We start from the raw sequence: 22,669 nt of genomic DNA, 5'->3' as shown, positions 1-22,669 counted from the left end.
TTGGTGAGTTATTGGCGGACTGTCAATAGTTCGGCGCAGCGCTCGGGGTCGTCCGCGAACGGCAGGTGGCCGCAGCCCGGCAGCAGCACGTGCCGGGCGTCCGGAAGCTCCTCGACCGCCCGGCGCGCCTGGCTGCGGTACGGCAGCACCAGGTCGCGATCGCCCCAGGCGATCGTCACCGGGATGGCGGAGAGTCCGGCGGGGTCCGCGCCGACCGGCAGCCGCCAGACGCCGAACGCCCGGCGGGCCGCGGCGAAGCCCGGCGCGGCGGACAGCGCCCGCGCGGAGTCGAGGGTGTCCACGGCGGACGGCCGGCCCGGCCGGCCGTAGAAGATCGAGCAGAGCGCGGTCCGGCCCGGCCGGGTGGCGACGATGCGGGGCAGTGCGGGGGACAGGACCGTGCTCAGGGCCCGGGAGCCGCCGAGCACCGCCTGGCACCAGCGCCGGCCGGCCGGTCCCCAGAAGCCGATCGGCGCGAACGCGGTCACCGACCGGGCCAGCCCGCGCCGGCCGAGCTCCAGCGCGATGCCGCCGCCCAGCGAGCTGCCCGCCAGCTCGGGCGACTCGACGCCGAGGCCGGCGAGGAAGTCCGCGACCAGGTCGGCGAGGTGGTCCACCGATCCGGGCACCACTCCCGGGCGCGGCGGCTCCCAGGCCGGCGACTCGCCGAAGCCCGGCAGGTCGAGCGCGATGACCTCGCGGTGCCGGGCCAGGGCGCCGACGATCGGCTCCCACACCTGACGGCGGCTGCCGAGGCCGTGGATGAGCACCAGTACGGGTCCGCTACCGCGTCGTTCGTGGGCCAGCATCGCCCCACCCCTTTGTTGACAGGCCGACAACAAGGGGCCACGGTAGCTCATGGCGTACGACTACGACGTGCTGATCATCGGCTCCGGCTTCGGCGGCGGTGTCAGCGCGCTACGACTTACCGAGAAGGGCTACCGGGTCGGCGTGCTCGAGGCCGGCCGCAGGTTCACCGACGAGCAGTTCGCCAGGACCTCCTGGCGGCTGCGCGACTACCTGTACGCGCCCGCGCTCGGCTGCTACGGAATCCTGCGGCTGACCCTGCTGCACGACGTCATGGTGATGTCCGGCGCCGGGGTCGGCGGCGGATCGCTCGGCTATGCCAACACCCTCTACGAGCCGCCGGACGCGTTCTTCGCCGATCCGCAGTGGGCGTCGATCACGGACTGGAAGACGGAGCTGGGCCCGTACTACGACCAGGCGAGCCGGATGCTCGGCGTGGTGACCAACCCGCTCGAGACCGTGGCCGACGGCGCGCTGCGCGCCGTCGCCGACGACCTCGGCGTCGGGCACACCTTCCGGCGTACGCCGGTGGGCGTGCTCTTCGGCGACGCGCCCGGCGCCGAGGTCCCGGACCCGTTCTTCGGCGGCGCCGGTCCGGCCCGGCGGGCCTGCACGGCGTGCGGCGCCTGCATGACCGGCTGCCGGGTCGGCGCGAAGAACACCGTCGTGAAGAACTACCTGTACCTGGCCGAGGCGGCCGGCGCCGTCGTGCACCCGCTGACCACGGTGACCTCGGTGGCGCCGCTGGCCGGTGGCGGGTACGCGGTCGACACCCGGGCCACCGGCGGCCTGCGCCGCCGGCGCCGCTTCACCGCCGGGCAGGTGATCTTCTCGGCCGGCGCGCTCGGCACCCAGCGGCTGCTGCACCGGATGCGCGACCGGGGCACGCTGCCCGCCGTCTCGCCGCGGCTCGGCGAGCTGAGCCGGACCAACTCCGAGTCCATCCTGGGCGCGCGGACCCGGCGGCGCGACGTCGACGTCAGCAAGGGCATCGCCATCACCTCGTCCATCCACCCCGATCCCGTCACCCACGTGGAGCCGGTGCGGTACGGCCGCGGCAGCAACCTGCTCGCCCTGCTGGCCACCGTGCTCGTCGACGACACCGGCGGCCGGCGGCGCTGGGTGGCGGGCCTGCGCGAGCTGGCCCGCAACTGGCGTGACCTGCGGCTGCTCGCCTCGCCGCGGCGCTGGTCGGAGCAGACCATCGTGCTGCTGGCGATGCAGCCCCTGGACAACTCCGTCACCGTCTACACCAGGCGCGGGCGGCTGACCACCCGCCCGGGCGTCGGCGAGCCGAACCCGGAGTGGGTGCCCTCCGCGCACGACGTGGCCCGCCGCGTCGCCGAGAAGATCGACGGGGTGCCGCTCGGCTCGGTCACCGAGCTGGTCGGGCGGCCGGTGACCGGCCACTTCATCGGCGGCTGCGCGATCGGCACCGACCCGGACACCGGCGTCGTCGACGCGTACCACCGGCTGTACGGCCATCCCGGCCTGCACGTGATCGACGGCTCGGTGGTCGCCGCGAATCTCGGGGTCAACCCGTCGCTGACCATCACCGCGCTCGCCGAACGGGCGGTCGCGCTCTGGCCCAACGCCGGCGAGGCGGATCCGCGCCCGGCGCCCGGCGCGCCGTACGCCCGGGTCGCGCCGGTGCCGCCCCGGCATCCGGCGGTGCCGTCCGCCGCCGTCGGCGCCCTGCGGCTCGGCGGCGGCTAGCGCCTGTTCGGATAGGGGGTCGAGGTGAGGCGAGGTCCAGGTGTTGTCTGGGTGTGCGCCGGGATTGCCCGGATACCGGTGTTGTATCCGGGTGATCCCGGCGTGCGGCCAGGCGGCAGCTGGGGCCGCCGTAGCCCGGTCCCCTATCCGAACAGGCGCTAGGGTCGTTGCGTGATTGTCGAGGCGGCGCAGGCGCGCAGACGGCTGGAGCCGGACGTCCGGCGCGGGCAGATCCTGACCTGCGCGGTGCGGTTGTTCGGCGAGCGCCCGTACGCCGAGGTGTCGACCACCGACATCGCCCGCGCGGCCGGGGTGGCCCGCGGGCTGATCAACCACTACTTCGGCACCAAGAAGGACCTCTACCTCGAGGTCATCCGGGTGATGCTGACCATCCCGGAGGTGGCCGTCGAGCGGCTGCCCGCCGGTGACCTGCGCACCCGGGTGGACGCCAGCGTGTCCTGGTTCCTCGACGTGGTGTCCCGGCACAGCACGTCCTGGCTGGCCGCGGTGAACGCGGGCGGGATGGGCCGCGACGCCGACGTGGAGCGGGTGCTGGCGCAGGCCGAGGACGCCGCGGCCGACAGCGTGCTGGTCGCCGTCGGGCTCGCCGAGGTGGCCGAGCACCGCGAGGAGCTGCGCGGGATGATCCGCGCCTACGTCGGCCTGGCCACCGCCACCGCCAAGGAGTGGCTCAACCGCTCCGCGCTGACCCGGGCGCAGGTGCACCTGCTGCTCGCGACGACGCTGCTGGCCATCGTGGAGCAGGTCATCCCGACCATCGTCGCGCCGGCTCGCTGAGCCTATTGGCAACCTGTCAACAGGTTGCTAACGTTCGGCACCATGACGTTCTGCGAGCGGGCATGACGGCCCGGCCGCGGGTGGCGATCATCGGCGCCGGCTTCGGCGGGGTCGCGGCCGCCGTCGGGCTGCGCCGCGCCGGGTTCACCGACGTGGTGCTGCTGGAGAAGGCGGACCGGGTCGGCGGCGTGTGGCGCGACAACGCCTATCCCGGGTGTGCCTGCGACGTGCCGGCGCCGCTGTACTCGTACTCCTTCGCGCCGAATCCCGGCTGGTCGCGCCGGTTCCCGCCGCACGAGGAGATCCTCGCCTACCTCAACGACTGCGTGACCCGCTTCGGGCTGCGGGACAGCCTGCGGCTGGGCACCGAGGTGACGGACGCGACCTGGGACGAGGAGCGGCGCGAGTGGCGGCTGCGCACCGCGGCCGGCGAGGAGATCGTCGCCGACGTGCTGGTGCCCGCCGTCGGGCAGCTCTCCCGGCCGACCATCCCCGAGCTGCCGGGCGCCGAGCTGTTCCGCGGCCCGGCGCTGCACACCGCGCGGTGGGACCCGGAACTGCGGGTCGAGGGCAGAAGGGTCGCGGTCGTCGGCACCGGCGCCAGCGCCATCCAGCTCGTGCCGGCGATCGCCGGGCGCGCCGAGCGGGTGATCGTCTTCCAGCGCAGCGCGCCGTGGACGCTGCCCAAGCCCGACCGCCGGTACGGCCGGCTGCGCCAGGCCGCGTACCGGCGGCTGCCCGCCCTGATGGCGGCGTCCCGCGGCGGCACCTGGGCGATGACGATCTTCACCGGCGCCGCCGTGCTGGGCAACCGGGCGGCGGGCGCGTTCCTGCGCCTCGCCTCGCGGACCCAGCGCCGGTGGCAGGTCCGCGATCCGCTGCTGCGGGCCCGGGTCACGCCCGACGAGCCGATGGGCTGCAAGCGGGTGCTGTTCACCAGCGCGTGGCTGCCCACGCTCGCCCGCGCCGACGTCGACCTGGTCACCGAGAAGATCGTCGCCGTGACCCCGGACGGCATCCGCACCGCGGACGGCGTCGAGCACCGCTGCGACGTGCTCGTCTACGGCACCGGCTTCGCCGCGACCGAGTTCCTGGTGCCGATGCGGGTGACGGGCCGCGCGGGCGAGCGGCTCGACCGGGTGTGGCGCGACGGCGCGTACGCGTACCTGGGCATGACCGTGCCCGCGTTCCCGAACATGTTCCTGGTCTACGGGCCCAACACGAACACCGGCAACACCTCGGTCATCTACTTCCACGAGGCGCAGGCGCGCTACATCGTCGAGGCGGTGCGGATGCTCGCGGCCGGCGCCGCGCCGCTCGAGGTGCGCCCGGAGGTGACCGCCGCGTACGACGCGGAGGTGCAGGGCCGCCTCGCCGGCAGCGTCTGGACCGCCTGCCAGAGCTGGTACCGCAACACGAGCGGCCGGGTCGTCACCAACTGGCCCGGCATGGCGGGGGAGTACCGCCGCCGGACCGCGCGGCCGCGCCCCGCCGACTTCCGCTGAGATGCGGGCGTCAGGACGAGGCGGCGGCGGCCGGCGCGGGCACCCCGAAGCGCAGCGTGAAGTCGGCCAGGGTGACGGTCAGCAGGGGCCGCCGCCCGGCGAGGTAACCCAGCGGCCCGTCCGCCTCTACCCGCCAGCTGGAGCCGCCGAGCCGCAGCCCGGCCCGCCCGCGCACGGTCGTGCGCTTGACCGCGCCGTCGAGCGCCTGGGCCACCGACATCGGCGCCGGCCAGCGGCCGGGCAGCCGCAGCCCGGCGCCGAACGACGCCGCGGCGATCCGGCCGCCCGCGATGGTCGCGGACCCCTCGGTCCGGCCGTCCGGCCCGGTGCGCACGTCCAGCTCGGCCAGGTCCTTGGGGATGCCCCAGAGTTCGCGGCCGCCGTCGCGGGACTCCGCGCTGTCCACCCAGATCTCGGTGATGCTGACCCGGGGCCGCCGCCCCTCGCGCACCAGGACCGCCGACAGCAGCTCCCGGTACTGCAGGATCCCGCCCGGCTCGTAGCGCACCCACGCGGCGCCGACGAGCGCACGCCGCCCGAACGGCAGCGGACGCACCGCCGCGGCGAGAGGATCGGGCAGCGTGGGCAGGTCGCCGCGCGGCACGGCGAAGACCGAGAGGTACAGCTGACCGCGCAGGTCCCAGGGTTCCGGCGGATACATGGTCGGAATCCTATTCGCATTTCCACCTAGGAGGCAGATGTGTCAGGTGATCAAGGTCCGCTCCGCGGCCTGAAAGTGATCGAGCTGGCGGGTATCGGCCCGGCGCCGTTCGCCGGGATGCTGCTGGCCGACCTCGGCGCCGACGTGGTGCGGGTGGACCGGGTCGGCCCCGGCTCGCCGCTGTCCGGCGACCCCCGGTACGACCTGCTCAACCGCGGCAAGCGCTCGATCGCCGCCGACCTCAAGAGCGACGCCGACCGCGAGCTCGTGCTGTCCCTGGCCGAGCGGGCCGCCGTGCTCATCGAGGGCTACCGGCCCGGCGTCGCCGAGCGGCTAGGCGTCGGCCCGGAAGCGGCGCTCGCCCGCAACCCGGCCCTGGTCTACGCGCGGATGACCGGCTGGGGGCAGGACGGTCCGCTCGCCGCCAGTGCCGGGCACGACATCACCTACCTGGCGATCACCGGGGCCCTGCACGCGATCGGCCGCGCCGGCGGCCCGCCGCAGGTGCCGGCGAACCTGCTCGGCGACTTCGGCGGCGGCTCCCTCTACCTGGTGGTCGGCGTGCTCGCCGCGCTGCGCGAGGCCGAGCGCACCGGCCGGGGCCAGGTGGTCGACGCGGCGATCACCGACGGCGCCGCCCACCTGACCACCCTGCTGTACGGGCTGAGCGCCGAGGGCCGCTGGCGCGACGAGCGGGGCGTGAACATCCTCGACACCGGCGCGCCGTTCTACGACGTCTACCCGGCGGCGGACGGCGGCTACCTCGCGGTCGGCGCGCTGGAGCCACAGTTCTACGCCGAGTTCATCCGGCTGCTCGCGCCCGGCGACGACCTGCCCGCGCAGTACGACATCGCCCGCTGGCCGGAGCTGCGCGCCCGGATCGCGGCCGCCTTCGAGACCCGCACCCGGCAGGAGTGGGCCGCGGTCTTCGAGGGCACCGAGGCGTGCGTCGCGCCGGTGCTGTCGCTCTCCGAGGCCGCCCGCCATCCGCACCTGGAGGAGCGCGGCACGTTCGAGAGCCCCGGCGGGGTGCGGCAGCCGGCCGCGGCGCCCCGGTTCTCGCTGACCCCGCCCGGGCCGGTCGGCCGGCCCGCGCTGCCCGGCGAGCACACCCGCGAGGTCCTCGCCGACTGGAAGGTGACCGGCACCGAACCGGCGTGAGCCGGATTGTCGCTTTTGACCTTGGTGGAGCAGGTTTGGTGGGGGCCGGCGGCGGACATGTCAATGGTGCCGGGTCTTTCGCGGCACGCCCTTCGACCCGGTCACCCGTCAGAAGGGGAGCACGCGATGAGCACCCTCACCGATCAGGAGTTCGGCCTCGCCCCACAGCCCGACGGCTGGGAGGCGCAGCTGCTGGTGCCGGGTCCCACCGGCCACCGCTGCATCACGCACGGCCGCACCATCCGTACCTCCCGCGCGGGCTTCGGCGCGCGGGCCGGGCCGGCCAAGGCCGGGCAGGCGCCGTTCCTGTGGACGACCGGCAGCCCCGCCGGCCTTCCCGGCGAGGCGTTCGACGAGCAGTGCGCCGCCTCGCTGGCCGACGGCTCGCGGGGCCACCCGGATGTCGCCGGCGGCCCCTTCGGCGCGGACTGCGCCGGCACCGCGCCGGAGGGCCCAGAGCATGAGGGCGCCGACCCGCCGGTCCTGTCGCACGCCTGAGTCACGCTCAGAGCCGGCGGAACGGGCTGCGGCGCATGGTTCTGCGCTTCAGCAGCCCGGCCAGCACTTCCCGGGGTGAGCAGGAGGCGTGACTCGGGTGGGACATCCCGACGCCGGGACCCGCGGGTTGGTCCTGCTCCTCCGCGCGTCGGGCGGCGATGCCGATGATCCAGCCGGCCACGTCCGTACCCGGGGCGGTGTGCAGGTCGGCGGAGTGCCAGGCCTCCAGGAAGGTGGCGGCGGCGACCTCGTTGACGCGGTCGTCGCCGAGCGTGGCGTGCACGATCGCGTGAACGTCCGGCGAGAGCGCGTGGTAGAGCCGGGTGAAGGCGTCCCGGTCGTCCGCCGCCGAGCGCCGGAGCAGCATGAGTAACCGGGTGGGTTCCCTGCGGTACTCGGTCAGGAACACCACCTCGGTCATCATCGCCGCCCAGGACGTGCGTGTCTGCGGCGGTGACGTCGTGGCGAAGGTCCGATCATGATCCCTCTTCCCCGGTACGGATGAAGCGTACTGCCCGGACGGCCTACGGGGTCCGTTGCGCGTGCTGGAAGGTGGCGATCAGCGCCAGGGTGGACTCCGCGCCCTGATTGAGGTTCGGGCCGAGCGGCGTCAGCCCGTCGTAGGCTCCGCCGGTCGCCGGGTCCCACATCACCGCGCCGCGGTCGTTGTCGCCGAGGAACCAGCCGATCGCCTGCCGGACGCCGTCGTGCCAGCCGTCGTCCCCGGTCGCCGCGGCCGCGGTGGCGCAGGCGTCGGCCAGCGCGGCGACCTCGATCGGCTGCTGGTCGTAACGCTGCCGCGGTTCGCCGCGCCGCCAGCCGGCCGCCGGCAGCACCGACAGCCGCCCGTCGACGAGCTGGCTGTCGCGCAGCCAGGCCAGCATGCGCAGGCCGGCCGCCAGCAGCGCGACGTCCTGCTGGAACCGGCCGGCGGCGATGACGACCTCGGCCAGCGCGGCGCTCGCGTAGGAGAGGTGAGGCCCGGGCCAGGACCACTCCGGATCGGATGCCGGCCAGCCGACGGCCTTGGCGGCGTCGGCGAGCAGGGCCGCCGCCGTGGCGTTGCCCGGCTCCCGGCGCAGCACCTCGGCGGCGCCTAGCCCGGCGAAGGCCATGGCGTGCGGCGCCGGCGAGCGGCGTGCGGCGCCCAGGTTGAAGGCGACCATGGCCTCCCGCCGGATCCAGGGCGCGGTACTCCGGGCGGCGGCCGTGCCCAGACCCCACAGCGCCCGGCCCCACCAGTCGCCCAGCCCCGGCTCGTCGGTCCAGCGCCGGTCGTAGCCGAGCCGGTTGTGGAAGGCGCCGCTGTCGTGCTGCGCGTGCGTCAGGAAGCTCAGGTAGACCTCGGCCAGCCGTTGCACCGCCGGCGACGGCTCGGCCTCGCGGCTGGTGACGACCAGTCCGCGGGCCACGTCGTCGGTGCAGTAGCCGTGCGCCCGCCGGGCCACGGCGTGCCGGGCGTGCTCCAGCAGCCCGGTGTCGTCGGTCAGCCGGCGGAGATGGGCGAAGCTGGGCGCCGTCGCGCCCAGGACGGCGGTCACGCCGGCGTGGGGGCGGTGCGGGTGGCGATGAGCCGGTCGGCCAGCCTGTCGTAGCGGGCCGCGACCTGCGGCCAGCCCATCGCGGCGACGTCGCCGGCGGCCGTGACGCTGGCGGGCCGGGTGAGCACCTTGCGGACGGCGGCGGCCAGCGCCCGCGGATTGCGGTGCGGCACGAGCAGCCCCGGCCCGTCGGTGAGCAGTTCCACGGCGTGCGGGAAGGCGGTGGCGACCACCGGGACGCCGGCGGCGACCGCCTCGACCAACACGCCGGAGGTGACCTGCTCGACGGAGTCGTACGGCAGGACGACGACGTCGGCGGAGCGGATGAGGCCGCCCAGCTCGGCGTCGTCGAGATAGCCGGCCCGGTAGGTCACCGCGTGGGCGACGCCGAGCTCGGCGCCGAGCTGATGCAGGCCGGTCCGGTACGCCTCGCCGTGCCGCTCGATCACCTTGGGGTGGGTCCGGCCGGCCACGGTGTAGACGGGGTCGAGCCGGCGCAGATGGGCCAGGGCGCGGATGGCCCACTCGATGCCCTTGCCGGGTCCGAGCAGGCCCCAGGTGAGCAGGTGCGGCCGCGGCCCGCGGGCCACCGGAGCGCCGGCGGGTACGGCGGCGCCGTGCGGGATGACGGAGATCTTCGCGGGGTCGACGTCGTAGCCGACCACGAGCCGGTCGTGTGCGGTGCCGGTCATGGTGACCACGGCCCCGGCCGTGGCCACGATCTGCTCCAGCACCGACTTCTGCCGGGGCGTCGGCCAGGCGAGCACGGTGTGCAGGACGACGATGCTGGGCACCGTCAGCCGCCGCATCAGCCGCAGCACGTCCGCTCCGTCGGCGCCGGGGTAGATGCCGTACTCGTGCTGGACGATCGCGACCTCGTGGTCGTTGAGGGCGTCGGCGGCGGCCCGCCACCCGCCGGCCTCCTGTGCCTGCCAGGTGTGCACGACGTCGGGTCCCGGCGGTCCCTCGGCGGCGCCTGTCGTGACGCGGACCACACCGCCGGGGCCGGCGCCGGCGGTGAGGCTCGCGGCGAGGGCGGCGTTGAAGGTGGCGAGGCCGCAATGGGTCGGCGGGTGAGTGCTGAGGAAGCCGTACCTGGTGGCCACGGGGCCTGCTTTCGTAGTGGACGCGTCGATCCGCGCGGGCACACCCGGTAGCCCCCGAGGGGTCGGGGGCTGAGGCCGTGCGTCGAATCGGTGGTGCCGAGAAGCCTGACTGGCGACAGTCCGGCCGGATGAGGAACCCGGGCGACGAACCAGGGCGGCGGTCACCTCGAGGGTCCTGCCAGCCTACGCGCCATTCGGGTGCGCGCACGCTGACGGCTTCGTCACGTCCCCCCGCGCGGCGACATTTCATCGATACATGTGCACGCCTCTTTACGTCATCGTCATCACTTGGTAACTTCTGAAACAACTTGCAAGGTCTTGCAGGGCGTGGGCAGGCGCAGGCCCCGGTGCAGGGCTGTCATTCGCAAGACGTTCCAATCATGACCCCCTGGTGCCCCCGCCACGGGGGCTTGTTTGCACCCCTGAGGAGCCCTCGGTGAAGGTGAGCATCAGAAAACGTCTCGGCCTGGCCATGGCATCGGTCCTGGCCGTCGCGACGTTCGGCTTCGTCGCCGCCGCGTCCGCCGCGAGCAGCGTGACCGTCTACTACCAGCGCCCGTCCGGCTGGACCACGGTCAACATCCACTACGCACCGTACGGCGGCAGCTGGACGGCCGTGCCGGGCGTGCCGATGCAGACGGCCTGCACCGGCTGGCTGTCGCGCACCATCGACCTCGGCGACGCCACCGGCCTGCAGGTCGTGTTCAACAACGGCAGCGGCGTCTGGGACAACAACAACGGCGCCAACTACAGCCTCGGCACCGGCGACGTCACGGTGGCCGCCGGCCGCCCGGGCACCGGAAATCCCTGCGCGACCTCCTCGCCGACGCCCACGGCCGGCACCTCGCCGACGGCGACACCCACGCCGACGGCCACCCCGACCTCGACGCCCGGCACCCCGACCGGGACCCCGCTCGGCGGCGACCCGCGCGAGGACAGCATCTACTTCGTCATGACCGCCCGCTTCAACGACGGCGACAGCGCCAACAACCGCGGCGGCAGCCAGCACGTGAAGTCCGGCAACGCGGCGAACAGCGACCCGATGTTCCGCGGCGACTTCAAGGGCCTGATCGACAAGCTCGACTACATCAAGGGCCTCGGCTTCTCGGCCATCTGGATCACCCCGGTGGTGCTCAACCGCTCGGACTACGACTACCACGGCTACCACGGCTGGGACTTCTACCGCGTCGACGGTCGCCTGGAGACCGCCGGCAACACCTACCAGGACCTGATCGACAAGGCGCACGGCAAGGGCATCAAGATCTACCAGGACGTGGTCTACAACCACAGCTCCCGCTGGGGCGCCAAGGGCCTCTTCACACCGACCGTCTACGGCACCCGGGACTCCCAGTGGAGCTGGTACTACGACCAGAAGAACGCGGGCTTCGCCTACGACGGCCTGACCGTCGAGCCGACCTCGGGCAAGTCGTACTACAACGGCGACATCTGGTCGACGACCGAGCCGGTCGGCAACACCTGCCTCAACTGGGGTAAGCCGACCGGAGGCAAGAGCGCCGAGGGCTACACGCTGTACCACTGCCAGTGGCCCAGCCCGACCTCCGGCATGTTCCCCGCCGAGTACTACCACCGCTGCTGGATCGGCAACTGGGAGGGCGAGGACGCCCGCAGCTGCTGGATCCACGAGGACCTGGCCGACTTCAACACCGAGAGCACGGTCGTACAGAACTACCTGATCGACGTCTACAACCGCTACATCGACATGGGCGTCGACGGCTTCCGAGTCGACACCGCCGTGCACATCCCGCGCAACACCTGGAACCGGCGCTTCCTGCCGGCCATCCAGGCGCACGCGGTCGCCACCCACGGCGAGAAGGGCCGGGACTTCTACGTCTTCGGCGAGGTCGCCGCGTTCGTGCACGACAAGTGGAACCGGGGCTCGGTCAACCACTCCGCGCAGTTCTTCACCTGGAAGGAGCGCAAGGAGTACAGCGCCGACGACATCCGCGCGGCCGCGGAGCAGTTCGAGTACGAGAACCTGATGGGCACGGGAAACCAGCCGACCAGCACCAACGCGTTCCTCAACGGCAACACGTACCACGCGCCGGACCACAGCAGGTTCTCCGGCATGAACGTGATCGACATGCGCATGCACATGAACTTCGGCGAGGCGAGCAACGCCTTCTACAACGGCAAGGACTCCGACGACAGCTACAACGACGCCACCTACAACGCCGTGTACGTCGACAGCCACGACTACGGCCCGAACAAGTCCTCGGTCCGCTACGCCGGCGGCACCGACGCCTGGGCCGAGAACATGAGCCTGATGTGGACGTTCCGCGGCATCCCGACGCTCTACTACGGCTCGGAGATCGAGTTCCAGGCCGGCAAGCCGATCGACTGCGGGCCGACCTGCCCGCTGGCGACGACCGGCCGCGCGTACTACGGCGACCACCTGGCCGGCTCGGTCACCGCCGCGGACTTCGGCGTCGTGTCGAGCGCCTCCGGCGCGGTGGCGACGACCCTGGCCCAGCCGCTGGTCAAGCACGTGCAGCGGCTCAACCAGATCCGCCGGGCGATCCCCGCGCTGCAGAAGGGCCAGTACTCCACCGAGGGCATCTCCGGAACCATGGCGTTCAAGCGCCGCTTCACCTCCGGCGGCGTCGACAGCTTCGCGCTGGTCGCCCTCTCCGGCACGGCCACCTTCACCGGCATCCCGAACGGCACCTACGTCGACGCGGTCACCGGTGACACCCGGACCGTCGGCAACGGCACGCTGACCGCGGCCGCCTCCGGCAAGGGCAACCTCCGGGTGTACGTGCTGAGCCTGCCGGGCAACCCCGCGCCCGGCAAGATCGGTACCGCGGGTCCCTACCTCAAGTAATCGCTACCGAGCGACCGCCGGCCTTCTCGCAAATGGAGCCGGCGGTCTGCCATTTCCGGGCGGCCCCGGCGTAGCATCGGGCACACCATGGACCTGCAATGGTGGTCGATCGAGGTCTTCGACGGCGCGGCGCTATCGGCGGCGCGCTGGCAGGACGCGCACGGCAACGCGCTCACCGAGGCCGCCGTGACCAACGGCGCGTACGAGTGGCACTGGCACCGGCACAGCTGGGGCGTGCTGTTCGAGATCGGTTTCCGCGGCGACGAGCAGTGGCCGGTGTTCCGGGACCTGCCGGCCGTGCGCGCCGCCCTGGACGCGGTGCCCGACCCGGTCAACGGCCTGATGGTCTACCCGGGCCGCGGCGGCAGCTCGGGCCGGGTGCGGCCGCGCCGGCCACGACCGGTGTCAGGCGCGGGCGCGGCCGAGCTGCCGGTCGAGCCCGAGACGATCTCGGCCGTCCTCGCCGAGTCCCGGCCACCCGTGACCGCCGCAGGCGTCCTCGCCGCCTGACGGCGTTCTTTTTCGGGATGGCGCAGAGAGCGCTCTCCCACTACCGTGCGGGAACCATGGAGAGCATCACCAAGAACCGCCAGTCGCCCGAGACCCTGCGCGCGATGATCGGCCGCGCCTACGGCGTCGACCAGGTGCCGAACCCCGGTGACCAGGACTGGGTCAGCGAGCTCGGGCACGGCTGGTTCAACGTGGCCTACCTCATCCGGCTGGCGGACGGCCGCCGGGTCGTCTGCAAGATCGCCCCGCCGCCGCAGATCGAGGTCATGACCTACGAGCACGGCGCCATGGGCATCGAACTCGCCGCGCTGGAACTGATCAGGACGAACAGCGACGTGCCCGTCCCCCCGGTCGACTACGCCGACCGCAGTCGCGAGCTGTGCGACGCCGACTACTTCTTCATGCCCTTCATCGACGCGGACAACCTCGGCATCGTCCGGGACACCCTCACCCCGGACCAGCTCGACGCGTACAACGAGGCGATCGGCGCGGCCACCCGCGGCATCAACGGCATCCGCGGTACCGCGTTCGGGCCCCTCGCCGGCCCCGGCGACCCGACCTGGCGGGCCTGCTTCACCCGCATGATCGGCGACGTGCTCGCCGACGGGGAGCGCCGCGCCGTCGACCTGGGCTACGACTACGCCCTCATCCGGAAGATCATCGCCGGGCGCGCCGGCCACCTGGACGAGGTCACCGAACCCCACCTGGTCGAGTGGGACCTGTGGGACAGCAACGTCATGGTGCGCGACGGCGAGATCGTCTGCATCATCGACCACGAACGGGCCTTCTACGGCGACCCGCTCATCGAGGCCGGCTTCACCGCGATCGACCTGCCCGCCGTCGGCGACCCCGCCGCCTTCCTGCGCGGCTACGGCCATCCCGGGCTCAGCGACTCCGAACGCGAGCGCCGCAGGCTGTACACGCTGTACCTGGTCCTCATCATGATCATCGAGACGGACTACCGCGGCCACACCGACACCAAGCAGTACGACTGGGCCCGTGAGCGCCTGCGCGAGGTCATGGTCCTGTTCGGCGAGGCCGCGCACTGAAAGGCCCGGTCGACGGCACGCAGGCGCTGGGCAGCCGCGGCATCGGGCGGCTGCTGTGGCACACCTGCTCGCAGACCACCCTGTCGGTAAGCGCCTATGGCGTCTACGCCCTGACCAACGCATGGTTCGTCGCCCGCGGCGTCGGCACCGACGCCATGGCCGCGGTCAACCTCGCCGCGCCCGTCCTGCTCATTCTCGGCGCCGTGTCGACCACGGTCGGCGCGGGCGGCGCCTCCCTGGTCTCGCGGCACCTCGGCGCGGACGACCCGGCCGGCGCGGCCCGCGCGACCGGCAACGCCTTCCTGCTCTTCTGGGCCTGCGCCGCGGCCACCACCGTGGGCGGGCTGATCGCCCTCGAACCGCTGCTCACCGTGCTCGGCGCGCAGGACACCACCCGCGGCCTGACCCGCGAATACGCCGTGATCCTGCTGTGCGGCGCGCTCGTCTCCACCGGCTTCTCCAGCCTCATCCGCGCCGAGGGCCGCCTGCGATACGCCACCATGATCTGGTTGATCCCGATCCTCGTGCAGATGGCCCTCGACCCCTTGCTGATCTTCGGCCTCGGCCTGGGCGTGCGCGGTGCGGCCCTCGGTACCGTCGGCGGCCAGGCCGTTTCCGCCGGCATGAGCCTGTGGTTCTTCTTCGTCCAGCGTGGACGCCCCTACCGCGTCACGGCCCGGGACCTGCGCCCGCACGGCCCGACCGTCCGGGCGCTGATCGCCATCGGGGCCCCGTCGTTCCTCGCCGGATTCGGCGCCACCCTGCTCGCCGTGCTCGTCAACAACGTGCTCGCCGCCACCGCCGCGGGCGCCACCGCGTTGGCCGCATACGCCGTCTGCGCCCGCATACAGACCTTCGCCGCCATGCCGCAGATCGGCATCAGCCAAGGGCTGCAACCCGTCGTCGGCTACAACGCGGGTCGCGGCCTGAATGAGCGGGTCCACCGGGCCCGTACCCTGGCCTTGCGGGCCACCATCGGCTACAGCACCTTCGCGGCCCTCGCCATCGGCCTGGCCGCCGAGCCCCTCATCGCCGTGTTCACGCACGACCCCGCCGTCACCCCGGCGGCCGTGCACGCCTTACGCATCCTCGCGATCGGCCTCGCCTTCGGCGGCATCACTCCGCTGGTCTCGGCGTACTTCCAATCCCTCGGCCGCGCGCGGCCGGCATACCTGCTCTCCGCCGGCGGCCTGCTCCTGGTGAAGATCCCCCTCGTTCTCGCCGCCGGCCACACCACGATCACCGGCATCTGGCTCGCCATCTCCGCGGGGGACATGCTCTGCGCCCTCGTCGCGCTGCTCGTCCTGCACCACGCGCCCGGGAACGCAGGAGGTTCCCGGGCGCCGAGCCGTCAGCGGGTACAGGTGCGCCGGTACGGGAGCTCGGGAATGTAGCGGGCCCATTCCTCGGCGTCGAGGCCCCGGCCGGTCGCGGTGCAGGCGTATTCGGCCGGGTCGGCGAGGATGCCGTGCAGCTTCGCGTAGCTCCACAGCGTGACGCTCGCGCGATTCATGTCGGCGGTGTTGTTTCTTTCGTTGGCGTTGACGGTGACGGCCAGGGTGCGCCCGTCGCGCTTGAACAGAATCCCCCGCACCGCGTCGTCGCCGGGGCCGCGCATGGAGATGAGCCGGATCGGTGCGGCCGGGTTCGTGGTGTCCCACAGGACCAGTTCGTACTCGTTGTCTCCGGTTGCCAGGGTGCGCCCGTCCGGGCTGAAAGCCAGCGCGGTCACCGCGTGGTCGTGGTCGGCCAGCGAGGCGATCCGGCGCGGACGGGCCGGTTCGCTGACATTCCACAGCATCGCCGTGGCGTCCCTGCTGCCGGTCGCCACGGTGCGCCCGTCCGGGCTGAAGGCCAACGACTCCACCCTGTCGGTGTGGCCGGCCAGCGTGCCGAGCTTGGCGGGGGCGGAGCGGTTGGTCATGTCCCACAGTGTCAGGATCCGGTCGGCGCCGGTGACCAGAGTGTGTCCGTCCGGGCTGAAGGCCGCCACCGACCCTCCCCAGGGGACGACATTGTTCAGCGTGGCCAGCAGGGCGGGACGGGTACGGTCGGTCACGTCCCACAGCACCAGGTGGGGCCAGGTGGCGAAGGCGAGGGTGCGCCCGTCCGGGCTGAACGCGAACGCGGTCCCTGTCCCGGACCCGACCGCGAACGGGACCGGGAGCGCCACCGGCTGTTGCGGGCGGGTCACGTCCGTCAGCGTCACCAGCCCGTCAAACCTCCCGACGGCCGCCGCCGTGCGGCCGTCGGGGCTGAACGCCGCCGCCCCGATCTCTCCACCGCGAAGGGCCAGGTCGGCACCGCGGACCGGCCGCGCAGGGTCGGTGACCGTCCAGGAGTTGGCCTTGCCGTCGGAGCGGGCGGCGACCAGATTGCGTCCGTCCGTCCTCAGCGCCGTCGCCCGAATCGGCCCTTCCGGGACGTTGAGCGCGGCGAGCCGGTCCGGACTCGTGAGGGGCACGGTGTTCCACACGGTCGTCGTCGCCGAGGTGTCACCGGTGACCAGCTTTCGCCCCTTCGGGTCGAAGGAGACCGTGTTGATCGCGCCGTTGGCCCGCACGGTGTTGACCAGCATGGGCCTCCGCATCTCGGTCAGGTCCCACACCATCGCCGTGCCCTGCTTGCCGCCGGCGGCAAGATAGCGCCCGTCGGGGCTGTATGCGATCGCGCGAAGATCGGTCGGACCGGACACCGGCCAGTACGACTGGTCGTCCGGGTGGTCGGCGGGGTCCGGCTCCTCCGGGGGGATCGTCGGCGGCACCGGTTGGTTGCCCGGGCCGTCGGCGGGGTCCACGTCGTCGGTGGGCATCGTCGGCGGCTCAACCTGACCTTTCACGACCCGGGCGGTGGCCGGACGTCTCATGTCGTACACGGTCAGCACGCCGTCGACCTGCGCCAGCACCAGGGTTGCTCCGGTTGGATCGAACGCCATCGTGCTTCCGGGCACGCCGGGAAACGTGCGGACCACGAAGGGATCGAACGGATCGGTCACGTCCAGGATGTACGTGGACAGGCCCTCGTCCACGACCAAGCTGCGTCCGTCCGGGCTGAACGCAAGGCCATCCACGTCGAAACTCATGCCGGGTCCGTGGTAGTAGTACGTGCCGAGTTCCTGGGGCCGGGATCGGTCGGCCAGGTCCCACAGTGTCGTTGCCGAACTTTGGTAGCCCGTGGCGAGCGTGGTCCCGTCCCTGCTGAACGCCATCGCCGTCACGGTGCCCGGCAGCGTGGCGAGCCGGACCGGACGCGACCGGTCGGCCACGCTCCACAGGACCGCCGCGCCCTGCGGGTCGACAACGGCCAAGGTCCGCCCGTCCGGGCTGAACGTCAGGTCGGTGTCGGCCGCGACGGGATCGCTGAGCGTGGCGATCCGGACCGGGTTCTTCGGGTCGGTCGTCTTCCACAGCGACACCTTGAGGTCGATGTCGAGGACCGCCAGGACGCCGTCGGGTCCGTAGGCGGCCGCTGTCGCGTCCGTGATCCTGCCGGCGAAACTCGTCGCGGTGACGACGCCGGTGACCTCCCTGCGGGTCTCGATGTCGGGCAGGACCGCCTGGGCGGCCGCCCCCAGCATCAGGGCCGACTTCGGATCGCTGACGATCGCCGCCCGGGCCTGAGTGGTCAGCCGCCGGCTGATCGCGAGCCGCTGCTGGTGGTCCGCCTTGGCCTGCTGCCGGGCGGCCTCCTTGGCGGCCTCCTCGGCCGCCCGCCGGTTCTCCTCGGCGATCTTCGCCAGCCGTTGCGCCTCGGCCTCCAGCCGCTTCGCCTCGGCCTCCAGCCGCTGCGCCTTCTGCTCCAGCTGCTGCGCCCGCTGGGCGGCCTCCTTCGCCAGCCGCTGCTGTTCCCGGGTCCGCTTCGCCGCCTGATCCGCGATCCGCTGCTGCCGCCGTGCCTCGGCCGCCGCCTCGTCCGCCGCGGCCGCCGCCTCGTCCGCCACGGCCGCCGCCTCGTCCGCCAGCCGCTGCTGTTCCTGCGCCAACCGCTCCGAGCGCTCGGCCTCGGCCGCGGCTTCCGCCGCCCGAAGCTGCTGCTGCTGCGCCACCTCCTGCTGCCGGCTCGCCTCCTCCGCGGACCGCTCGGCGCTGCTGCGCTGCGTCTGCGCCTCCTGCTGCTGCCGCAACGCCTCGGCCGCCGCGGCCGTCGCCCGGTCCGAGTTACGTACCGCTGACACGCTGGTCAGCCCCGCCAGCAAGGTCAGCACCACCAGCGAAGCCACCGCACCGGAGCGCAGCCGCCGCGCCCGGCGATGCTGCCGGACGTCCTCACCCTCCAGTTCGTCCTTGCTCACCCCGTGCATCGGGGCGGCCAGCTGGGCGATCGCGTCCCGGAAACGGGAGTGTTGCAGGCTGAGATGCTCGCTGCCGCGCGCCCACCGCAGGTCCAGGAACAGTGGCTCCTCGGTGAACACCCCCCGCAACGCCTCCGGCACCGCCGTCGAGTCCTCGGTGAAGTCGTGACGCTCCCGGTCCCATGCCCACTCGCCGTCGGTGACCACGGGCAGGATCCGATCCGGCGACTTCGTGGCGATCCAGTGTTCGATCTCCTTGTTCACCCAGTGCGACTGGGCGGCCTCGGGGCAGGAGAGCAACACGAAGTACTCCGAGCCGTCCAACGCCGTCTGGATGGACGACCACAGCCCGGGGGTCACCGCCAGACCGGTCTGATCTCGGAAGATCCACAGCGCACGCCGGCGATGCCAAGGCTTGGCCAGCCGGTGCAGACCCCGCTGCACGGCGGGAGCCAGCCGCCCGTCCGCGGCATGGCTGTACGAAATAAACCCATTGAAGGTCATTACCGGTTCCCCCGAGGATCGGCACGATCGGCGACCACAGATTGTCGCCTGTCACTGCCCCGATGGGAAGCCGGGCTACTCATCCAAGGCGCACTGCCCTTCCTGTACCGCTACCGCGCGGTGCCCGGGAACGCATCGGTTCCCGGGCACCGTCGCGAGCGGCGAGCCGTCAGCCGGCGCAGGTAGGCCGGTACGGGATCTCGGGAATGTAGCGGGCCCATTCGCCGGCGTTCAGGCCGCGGCCGGCGCTGACGCAGGCGTATGCGGCCGGGTCGGCGCGAAGCCGGTTCAGCTTCGTGTAGTTCCACAGCGTGACGGCCGGGGGCCGACGGCCGGACCGGGCGGCGACGGCCAGGGTGCGCCCGTCGCGCTTGAACAGCACCGCCTGCGGACCGCCGCCGAGGCCATGCAGCGTGACGAGCCGCATCGGCCCGGTCGGGTTGGCGATGTCCCACAGGAATGCGGAGCCCTGATCCCCGGTCACCAGGGTGCCGCCGTCCGGGCTGAAGGCCACCGGGCTCACGGCGCCGTAGTGGCCGGTCAGCGTGGCCAGCCGGTGGGGGCGGGCCCGGTCGGTGACGTCCCACAGCATCGCGATGGCGTCGGAGCCGCCGCTCGCCACGGTGCGCCCGTCCGGGCTGAAGGCCACCGAGCTCGCGGGTTGGTTGTGGCCGGCCAACGTGCCGAGCCGTGCGGGTGCGGAGCGGTCGGTCACATCCCACAGCGTCAGGGCCCGATCGCCGCCGCCGGTGGCCAGGGAGCGTCCGTCCGGACTGAAGGCCACCGCGGCCCCGAAGGTGACGCCGCCGCTCAGCGTGGCCAGCAGGGCGGGGCGGGCCCGGTCGGCCACGTTCCACAGCAGCAACCTGGTGGGGCCGGCGACGACGGCGAGGGTGCGCCCGTCCGGGCTGAACACCATCGCGTTCGTCTCTGCCGCGGCCTGGGTCGAGGTGGGGAGCACCACCGGCTGTGCCGGGCGGGTCAGATCCGTCAGCGTCAGCAGGCCGTCCTGCTTCCCGACGGCCGCCGCCGTGCGGCCGTCGGGGCTGAACGCCACCGACCTGACCTCCCCGCCGCGGATGGTCAGGTCGGCACCCCGGACCGGCCGGGCGGGATCGGTCACATTCCAGGAGTTCGCTGTGCCGTTCGAGCCGGCGGCGACCAGGGAACGTCCGTCCGGCCGGAACGCCGCCGCCTGAACCTGCGCACCCTGGACGGTGAGCGCGGCGAGCAGGTCCGGAGCACCGAGGGGGTGCGCGTTCCAGAAGGTCGCCGTCGTCGAGCTGTCAACGGTGACCAGCGTTTCCCCGTCCGGGTCGAAGGAGACCGACCGGATCCCGCCGCCGGCCTGCACGGTGACGACCGGCCTGTATACCTGGCCCGACGTCTTGAGGTCCCACACCATAGCCACGCCCTGATCGCTGCCGGCGGCCAGATAGTGCCCGTCCGCGCTGAAAGCGACCGCCGTGACATCACCGGGGAGGCCGCTCACCGCACAGACGGGGATGGGTCGCTCCGCTATGTCATCCATGTTGCAGTTGTCCTCATCGAAGGCCTCGGGAGGGAGGTCCGGCGGCACGATCGGACCGTCGTCCGGCTCCTCGGCGGGCATGTCCGGCGGCTCAATCTGACTTTGCATTCCCCGGGCGGTTTCCGTACGCCTCAGGTCAAACAAACTCACTCTGCCGTTGCTATCCGCGGCGGCCAGGGTTGATCCGGTCGGATCGAACATCATCGGCTGGGACAACCAGAGGGTGACCGCGAAGCGGAACGCGGCGGGATCGGTCCGATCGGTCACGTCGAATGCCGTGGCACGCTCGTACACGTCCACGATCAAGGTTCGGCCGTCCGGGCTGAACGCGAGACCATTCACCGCAGTGAATCGTCCCCCTCCTGGGGGAGCGGGTTGTCCGGGTTCGAGGTCGGGAGGGGACCAGGCGTCCCACGTGAAGAGTCGCCGGGGCCGGGAGCGGTCGGCAATGTCCCATAGCGTCGTGGTCCCGTCACGGTCGCCCGTGGCGAAGGTGATCCCGTCTCCACTGAACGCAATCGAGGTCAACTTGTCGTCGGTCGACAGCGTGATGAGCCGGACCGGACGGGACCGGTCGGCCACGTCCAACAGGACCGCGGCGCCCTGGTCGACAAAGGCCAGGGTTCGCCCGTCCGGGCTGAACGTCAGATCGGCGTCGGCCGAGACAGGATCGCTGAGCGTGGCGATCCGGACCGGATTTGTCCGGTCGGTCGCGTTCCACAGCGACACCTTGCCGTCAGTGCCGAGGGCTGCCAGGACGCCGTCCGGCCCGTAGGCGGCCGATGTCACATCACCGATCGTGCCGGCGTAGCGCGTCGCTGCGACGACGCCGGTGACCTCGCTGAGGGTCCCGGCGTCAGGCATGACCGCCTGGGCGGCCGCTCCCAGCTTCAGGGCGGTCTCCGGTTCGTTGACGATCGCCGCCTTGGCCTGGGTGGTCAGCCGGCGGCTGACCGCGACCTTCTGCTGGTGGTCCGCTTTGGCCTGTTGCCGGGCGGCTTCCTTGGCGGCTTCGTCGGCCAGGCGCCGGTTCTCCGCGGCGATCTTCTCCAGCCGCCGCGCTTCCTCCTCCTGCCGCTGCGCCTCCCGCTGCAGTTCCTGTGCCCGCTCGGCGGCCTTCTTCGCCAGCCGCTGCTGTTCCCGGGTCCGCCTGGCCGCCTGATCGGCGATCCGCTGCTGCCGGTCGGCCTCGGCCGCCGCCTGATCCGCCAGCTTCTGCTGTTCCTGCGCCAACCGCTCCGACCGGTCCGCCTCGGCCGCCGCTGCCGCCGCTGCCTCCTGCTGCTGCCGCGCCGCCTCCTGCTGGCGGGCCGCCTCCTCCGCGGACCGCTCGGCGCTGCTGCGCTGCGCCTGGGCCTCCTGCTGCTGACGCAACGCCTCGGCCGCCGCGGCCGTCGCCCGGTCCGCGTTACGCACCGCCGACACGCTGGTCAGCCCCGCCAGCAGGGTCAGCACCGCCAGCGACGCCACCGCACCGGACCGCAGCCGGCGCGCCCGGCGATGCTGCCGGACGTCCTCACCCACCAGCTCGTCCTTGCTCACCCCGTGCATAGGGGCGGCCAGCTGGGCGATTGCGTCCCGGAATTGGGGGTGTTGCAGGCTGAGGTGCTCGCTGCCGCGCGCCCACCGCAGGTCCAGGAACAACGGCTCCTCCGTGAACACCCCCCGCAGCGCGTCGGGTACCGCCGTCGAGTCCTCGGTGAAATCGTGACGCTCGTAATCCCACGCCCACTGCCCGTCGGTCACCACGGGCAGGATCCGATCCGCCGACTTCGTGGCGATCCAGTGCTCGATCTCCTTGTTCACCCAATGCGACTGCGCCGCCTCGGGACAGGAGAGCAACACGAAATACTCCGAGCCGTCCAACGCCGTCTGGATCGACGACCACAACCCTGGCGTCACCGCCAAACCGGTCTGATCTCGGAAGATCCACAGCGCGCGCCGACGATGCCAAGGCTTTGCCAACCGGTGTAGACCCCGCTGCACGGCAGGGGCCAGCCGGCCGTCCGCGGCATGGCTGTACGAAATGAACCCATTGAAGGTCATTGCAAGTCCCCCGTGGTCGGCGCGTACGGCGACGACAGATTGTGCCCTGTCACTGCCCCCATCAGGAAGGCGGGAGACCGTATCGTCATGGTGCGCTCGAGCT

The 22,669-nt window shown here is 72.5% G+C and carries 16 protein-coding genes; 9 read left to right on the top strand and 7 right to left on the bottom strand.

Annotated elements, in window-relative coordinates:
- Positions 1-8: 8 nt before the first annotated feature.
- Entirely contained in the window at positions 9-809 is an 801-nt protein-coding gene (locus ACIBSW_RS09465; RefSeq protein ID WP_354722813.1) for an alpha/beta fold hydrolase, read from the bottom strand.
- Between the two features lie 49 nt (positions 810-858).
- Here ACIBSW_RS09465 and ACIBSW_RS09460 point away from each other — a divergent pair, with 49 nt between their 5' ends.
- The 3 genes from ACIBSW_RS09460 to ACIBSW_RS09450 all read left to right on the top strand — a co-directional run bounded on the left by ACIBSW_RS09460 (position 859) and on the right by ACIBSW_RS09450 (position 4,826).
- Complete coding sequence (locus ACIBSW_RS09460) at positions 859-2,523, top strand: GMC family oxidoreductase (protein ID WP_354722815.1); 1,665 nt, start codon at positions 859-861, stop codon at positions 2,521-2,523.
- A gap of 171 nt (positions 2,524-2,694) precedes the next feature.
- On the top strand, positions 2,695-3,321 hold the full coding sequence (locus ACIBSW_RS09455; protein WP_354722817.1) for a helix-turn-helix domain-containing protein: 627 nt from the start codon (positions 2,695-2,697) through the stop codon (positions 3,319-3,321).
- A 62-nt stretch (positions 3,322-3,383) separates the two neighbouring features.
- Positions 3,384-4,826 (top strand): NAD(P)/FAD-dependent oxidoreductase, encoded by a 1,443-nt coding sequence (locus tag ACIBSW_RS09450; protein WP_354722819.1) that lies wholly within the window; start codon positions 3,384-3,386, stop codon positions 4,824-4,826.
- A 10-nt stretch (positions 4,827-4,836) separates the two neighbouring features.
- On the opposite strand, the gene ACIBSW_RS09445 is transcribed toward ACIBSW_RS09450, so the two are convergent.
- Positions 4,837-5,487 carry an acetoacetate decarboxylase family protein gene (locus ACIBSW_RS09445; RefSeq protein ID WP_354722821.1) on the bottom strand — a complete coding sequence of 217 codons (651 nt, stop codon included), beginning with the start codon at positions 5,485-5,487 and terminating at the stop codon, positions 4,837-4,839.
- 39 nt (positions 5,488-5,526) lie between these two features.
- On the opposite strand from ACIBSW_RS09445, the gene ACIBSW_RS09440 reads away from it, so the two are divergent.
- Positions 5,527-6,648 carry a CaiB/BaiF CoA-transferase family protein gene (locus tag ACIBSW_RS09440; protein WP_354722823.1) on the top strand — a complete coding sequence of 374 codons (1,122 nt, stop codon included), beginning with the start codon at positions 5,527-5,529 and terminating at the stop codon, positions 6,646-6,648.
- A gap of 126 nt (positions 6,649-6,774) precedes the next feature.
- Entirely contained in the window at positions 6,775-7,146 is a 372-nt protein-coding gene (locus ACIBSW_RS09435) for a hypothetical protein (protein WP_354722825.1), read from the top strand.
- Between the two features lie 7 nt (positions 7,147-7,153).
- On the opposite strand, the gene ACIBSW_RS09430 is transcribed toward ACIBSW_RS09435, so the two are convergent.
- From ACIBSW_RS09430 to ACIBSW_RS09420, 3 genes are all read right to left on the bottom strand, one after another.
- Positions 7,154-7,567, bottom strand: a complete 414-nt coding sequence (locus ACIBSW_RS09430) for a hypothetical protein (protein WP_354722827.1) — start codon at positions 7,565-7,567, stop codon at positions 7,154-7,156.
- 103 nt (positions 7,568-7,670) lie between these two features.
- Positions 7,671-8,687, bottom strand: coding sequence for a glycosyltransferase (locus ACIBSW_RS09425; RefSeq protein WP_354722829.1), 1,017 nt, complete (start codon positions 8,685-8,687; stop codon positions 7,671-7,673).
- Positions 8,684-9,793: a glycosyltransferase gene (locus ACIBSW_RS09420; RefSeq protein ID WP_354722830.1), complete on the bottom strand. Its 1,110-nt coding sequence runs from the start codon at positions 9,791-9,793 to the stop codon at positions 8,684-8,686. The genes ACIBSW_RS09425 and ACIBSW_RS09420 overlap by 4 nt, the downstream gene beginning before the upstream one ends.
- 436 nt (positions 9,794-10,229) lie before the next feature.
- Here ACIBSW_RS09420 and ACIBSW_RS09415 point away from each other — a divergent pair, with 436 nt between their 5' ends.
- The 4 genes from ACIBSW_RS09415 (at position 10,230) to ACIBSW_RS09400 (ending at position 15,588) form a co-directional block, all read left to right on the top strand.
- A complete protein-coding gene (locus ACIBSW_RS09415; protein WP_354722832.1) occupies positions 10,230-12,635 on the top strand; it encodes an alpha-amylase family glycosyl hydrolase in 2,406 nt (801 codons plus the stop codon).
- Between the two features lie 87 nt (positions 12,636-12,722).
- Positions 12,723-13,145: a hypothetical protein gene (locus ACIBSW_RS09410; RefSeq protein WP_354722834.1), complete on the top strand. Its 423-nt coding sequence runs from the start codon at positions 12,723-12,725 to the stop codon at positions 13,143-13,145.
- Between the two features lie 56 nt (positions 13,146-13,201).
- A complete protein-coding gene (locus tag ACIBSW_RS09405) occupies positions 13,202-14,194 on the top strand; it encodes an aminoglycoside phosphotransferase family protein (protein WP_354722836.1) in 993 nt (330 codons plus the stop codon).
- Complete coding sequence (locus ACIBSW_RS09400) at positions 14,191-15,588, top strand: MATE family efflux transporter (protein ID WP_404799316.1); 1,398 nt, start codon at positions 14,191-14,193, stop codon at positions 15,586-15,588. Before ACIBSW_RS09405 ends, ACIBSW_RS09400 begins: the two co-directional genes overlap by 4 nt.
- On the opposite strand, the gene ACIBSW_RS09395 is transcribed toward ACIBSW_RS09400, so the two are convergent.
- On the bottom strand, positions 15,546-18,989 hold the full coding sequence (locus tag ACIBSW_RS09395) for a hypothetical protein (RefSeq protein ID WP_404799287.1): 3,444 nt from the start codon (positions 18,987-18,989) through the stop codon (positions 15,546-15,548). The two genes, ACIBSW_RS09400 and ACIBSW_RS09395, sit on opposite strands and share 43 nt — an antisense overlap.
- Before the next feature lie 169 nt (positions 18,990-19,158).
- The gene (locus ACIBSW_RS09390; RefSeq protein WP_354729648.1) at positions 19,159-22,566 is read right to left on the bottom strand and encodes a hypothetical protein; all 3,408 of its coding nucleotides are present in this window, start codon (positions 22,564-22,566) and stop codon (positions 19,159-19,161) included.
- Positions 22,567-22,669 lie beyond the last annotated feature (103 nt).

Source organism: Actinoplanes sp. NPDC049668 (assembly GCF_044465445.1).
Classification (GTDB): domain Bacteria; phylum Actinomycetota; class Actinomycetes; order Mycobacteriales; family Micromonosporaceae; genus Actinoplanes.
This window is presented reverse-complemented; position numbering and strand designations above follow the sequence as displayed.